Raw genomic sequence first — 3,727 nt, forward strand, 5'->3', positions numbered from 1 at the left:
AATATTGTTTTAGCCGATAACATTGTAACAGGATTGAGACTTGAGGTCTCTTTTTTTTGATGCCATGAAAAAAGTGCTGCTTACTCAGCAACACCAAATATTATAGAACCTTTTAAGTTAAAAAAAACACAAGCAAATGCTTGTGTTTCTCCAAAATACCGTAGGTGTTAGGATATAAACCCGCTAAATTAGCAGGTGGGCATCGTATCTAATACGTTAGGAGTCCTAGGTGGAAAAAGCTAGGCATTCAACACGGTATTAGAGAATCGGATTCCCTTATCAAAAGTGTTCGGATTTAAAGAACTAATCACCTTACGCATATCTCAGATTTTGATTAGATTTTATCATGTTCTTGGTAAAAAGACAATAACCTGAAATAATAAATCTCATGATTCATTGATTTATCATGGCACCAAATTGATCGACAATCTGATTGCAGATTGTTAGATTATCTAGGGCCATTTTTTATCATGTTTAGGGGACATGATGAATGGTTATATTAGATAAACTAGTTTAAAATGTGTGTGTGTTTATTCATAAAAAATAATAAAGTTTAATCAATTTGGATTTTAATTTTATCATGTTCATGAATATTAATCAACTATTAATTTAATATTTTAAAAACTTCTCTAAATTGTATGATCATTAAGCGAAATTCATTTTTAATTGGTGGCTTCATCATATCTAATCTATAGGTAATCTAAATGAATATAATGACCCAAATTGCCGTAAGTGTTAGGATGTAAACCCGCTAAATTAGCAGGTGGGTATCTTATCAAATTCTTTAGGAGTTCTAGGTGAAAAAAGCTAGGCATTCAACACCGAATTTGAGAATCAGATTCCCTGATTAGAAATGTTCGGATTTAAAGAACTAATCACTTTACGTACAATCCAGGATATTTTGAATTCGGGTCACTCATGACCGGATACATATCCTAACATGTCGGGCCAACAAAATCAATATGATTGGTTCTGGAAAGTCTTAGTTAATGGGCAGGTTATGAATGATACCCAAATGGCCGTAAGTGCTAGAGTATAAACCCGCTAAGTAGCAGGTGGGTATCTTATCAAATTCTTTAGGAGTCCTAGGTAGAAAAAGCTAGGCATTCAACACCGAATTTGAGAATCAGATTCCCTTATTAGAAATGTTCGGATTTAAAAAGTTAGTCACTTTACGTACCATTCAGGAATAACCTTTTTCATGGGGAACGCTATCTTAACATGAAAGAGAATTGAAATCAACAAGGGAATGCTTGGAAAACCGAATCCTTATTGATAAAGAAAGTAATCCTCTCTATCAGAGGCAGGAAAGCTATCTTAACACGAGAATGAATTAAAAGCAATCAGGTGATATCTGGAAGTTAATATGAATCTAACAGATTGATAGGAGTGGTTGTACATAGACCATCACGCCCTAGAGGCACCACAATAAACGAAAATAAAGTGTGCGTTGAATGAGATGGCTTAGGTTCACTCACAATATGTTGTACAATCAAGGACGATGTTTCTTGGATCGAATAGACCGATATATAGACTGTTCTGACAACTTCTCTTTGAACCACATTTTGTCCCTGAGGACGTATAGTAGAATAATAATCATGAAGTTGACATTGTACGTAAATTATATTCAAAGGAGAATTCAGACCATGGATGTTCTTTACAAAACTTGTTGTGGGATTGACGTGCATAAGATGAAATTGGTTGCCTGTTTGTGTAAAGGCCACAAGCAAGAAATCAAGGAATTTAGTGCCAAAACAAAAGATATCAAAGCAATGGCTAATTGGCTTGAAGAGAATCAATGTGAAATGGTAGCGATGGAATCGACTTCTGTTTATTGGAAACCACTGGTTAACATCTTTGAAATGCGCGGTTTAAATTATATGATCGTGAACGCCAAAGACTTTAAAGCTGTTCCTGGTCGGAAGACAGATGTTTTAGATAGTGCTTGGTTAGCCGATTTACTTCGCCACGGTTTACTTAAATCAAGCTTTATTCCAAGTCGTGAACAACGTGAATTAAGAGAGGCGACAAGGTATCGCAAAGCGATAACTGAAGAAAGAGCTCGTGCCCTTAACAGACTTCAAAAATTATTAGAAGGTGCAAATATTAAAATTGGTTCGGTTCTTTCAACTATTACAGGTAAAACAACGATGAATCTACTGGATTATGTTCTAAACAATGATGAAATGATGGATGAAAAAACAACTGAAACCTTAATTATCAGTCGGATATCGGCTTCTGTTAAAGAGGTGACAGAGGCGATGGAAGGAATTATGACCCCTTTTCAAAAAATGATGATGAAACAAGTTCTCACGCATCTTCATGAATTATCTGAAAGAATTGAAGAGATGGATATCATCATTGATACGTATATGGCAGAATATTGGGGAGCGATTAAGAAGCTTGAACAAATTCCTGGAGTCGGAAAGAAAAGTGCGGAAATTATTTTAGCTGAAATCGGATTGGATATGAATCAATTTCCAACTGCAGGACATCTAGCTTCATGGGCAGGTGTAGCTCCTGGAAATAATGAAAGTGCGGGCAAAAGAAAAAGCGGGCGAACCCGCAAAGGAAATAAGATACTAAAATCGACCCTCGCACAGGCTGCGAAATCAGCAGCTAAGAATAAAAATAGCTTCTTTCATGCTCAGTATCAACGAATTGCCATCAGAAGAGGAAAAAATAGAGCCACCCTGGCGGTCGCTCATTCCATCCTAATCGCCATCTATCATATGTTGAAAGACGACCAGGAGTTTATTGATTTAGGATCCGACTACTACTATCAATTTAATACCGAGAAAAAAATCAACTCATACCTGAAAAAGTTAGCTGCTTTAGGATACAGAGTTGATGAGCATTCTACGATATCACCAGTCGGATAATTTATTATCGTAAAAAACAAGTGATTTAAAACATAAAAACACAAACAATTGTTGTTGAAAGTTGCCTTTATTTCGACAGTAATTTATGACATGATTCGAGGCCTACAAGGGAGGTCTTTTCAAAGCTGACCTCACGGAGGGAGTTTGTATTTATTTTCATAGTAGACAAAAAAAGCGTGACAGTTATTGTCGCGCTTTTTTTGTCATGAAGATTGGGTGTTTGTCCACACCTGACGATTGCAGCGGGGTTAGCTAAAACAAGACAGAAGTAGTGTGTTTTTTTGGTAATGATGTGGCAAATTTCTAGGTGTAAGCCGTGATATTCTCGTGTTATCGAGGATGGTGGTTGTTGGTGAAGCGATATATAGTGGTGTTAAGTTTGATTGTTTTAGTAGGTTGTGAGGGAAAGTTAGCGAATCAGGCTGTTAAGGAAGCGAAATTAGCGTTTGAGGAAAAGTCTTATCAACAAGCAGTTGGTTTATTAAAGTTAGCAAGTGATGAAAGTTCAAATAAAAAGTATGAAATCTGGTATGAACAGGGTGAGGCCTTTTTAGAGATGATTGATTATGATGAACTCGAAGACTTTGATAACTTATTATTAGCGTGGACGGATTTGAATTTGGTGGATAGTAAGCCAAGCTTTGTAAAAGAAGAGGCGGTTGCATACATTAAAGGTAAACTCAGCGAGGTAAAAGAATTAGCGAGTGGTACCTTAGAAATTTGGCAGACAAAAGAGGTCATAGAGTGGATTCGGTTGATTGAAAAACGAATGGGGACATTAAAAATGTTTGAAAGTGAAATAGAAGAGTTAATCAACTTAAAACAAGAGATGGAGGGGTAAAATG

Annotated in this window: 2 protein-coding genes and 3 other RNA genes; 2 read left to right on the forward strand and 3 right to left on the reverse strand. The window is 36.2% G+C overall.

Going from position 1 to position 3,727, the window contains the following annotated elements; genetic code table 11:
* Positions 1–143 precede the first annotated feature (143 nt).
* The 3 genes from ssrS (J6D32_RS07715) to ssrS (J6D32_RS07725) form a co-directional block, all read right to left on the reverse strand.
* Positions 144–333: non-coding RNA, 6S RNA (gene ssrS, locus J6D32_RS07715), on the reverse strand.
* Positions 334–711: 378 nt separating this feature from the next.
* A non-coding RNA gene (ssrS, locus tag J6D32_RS07720) (6S RNA) lies at positions 712–901 on the reverse strand.
* A 103-nt stretch (positions 902–1,004) separates the two neighbouring features.
* Positions 1,005–1,193, reverse strand: a non-coding RNA gene (gene ssrS / locus J6D32_RS07725) — 6S RNA.
* Between the two features lie 453 nt (positions 1,194–1,646).
* Between ssrS (J6D32_RS07725) and J6D32_RS07730 the strand changes: the two genes are divergently transcribed.
* Both J6D32_RS07730 and J6D32_RS07735 read left to right on the forward strand, forming a co-directional pair.
* Positions 1,647–2,882 carry an IS110 family RNA-guided transposase gene (locus tag J6D32_RS07730; protein WP_287467504.1) on the forward strand — a complete coding sequence of 412 codons (1,236 nt, stop codon included), beginning with the start codon at positions 1,647–1,649 and terminating at the stop codon, positions 2,880–2,882.
* Between the two features lie 352 nt (positions 2,883–3,234).
* A complete protein-coding gene (locus tag J6D32_RS07735) occupies positions 3,235–3,723 on the forward strand; it encodes a hypothetical protein (protein WP_287467506.1) in 489 nt (162 codons plus the stop codon).
* Positions 3,724–3,727: the final 4 nt, after the last annotated feature.

The organism is Turicibacter sp., assembly GCF_017941855.1.
Classification (GTDB): Bacteria; Bacillota_I; Bacilli_A; order MOL361; family Turicibacteraceae; genus Turicibacter; species Turicibacter sanguinis.

Bases quoted from the DNA above. Each gene is read 5' to 3' on its own strand.
- J6D32_RS07730 (WP_287467504.1), top strand. From the start codon at position 1,647: ATGGATGTTCTTTACAAAACTTGTTGTGGGATTGACGTGCATAAGATG.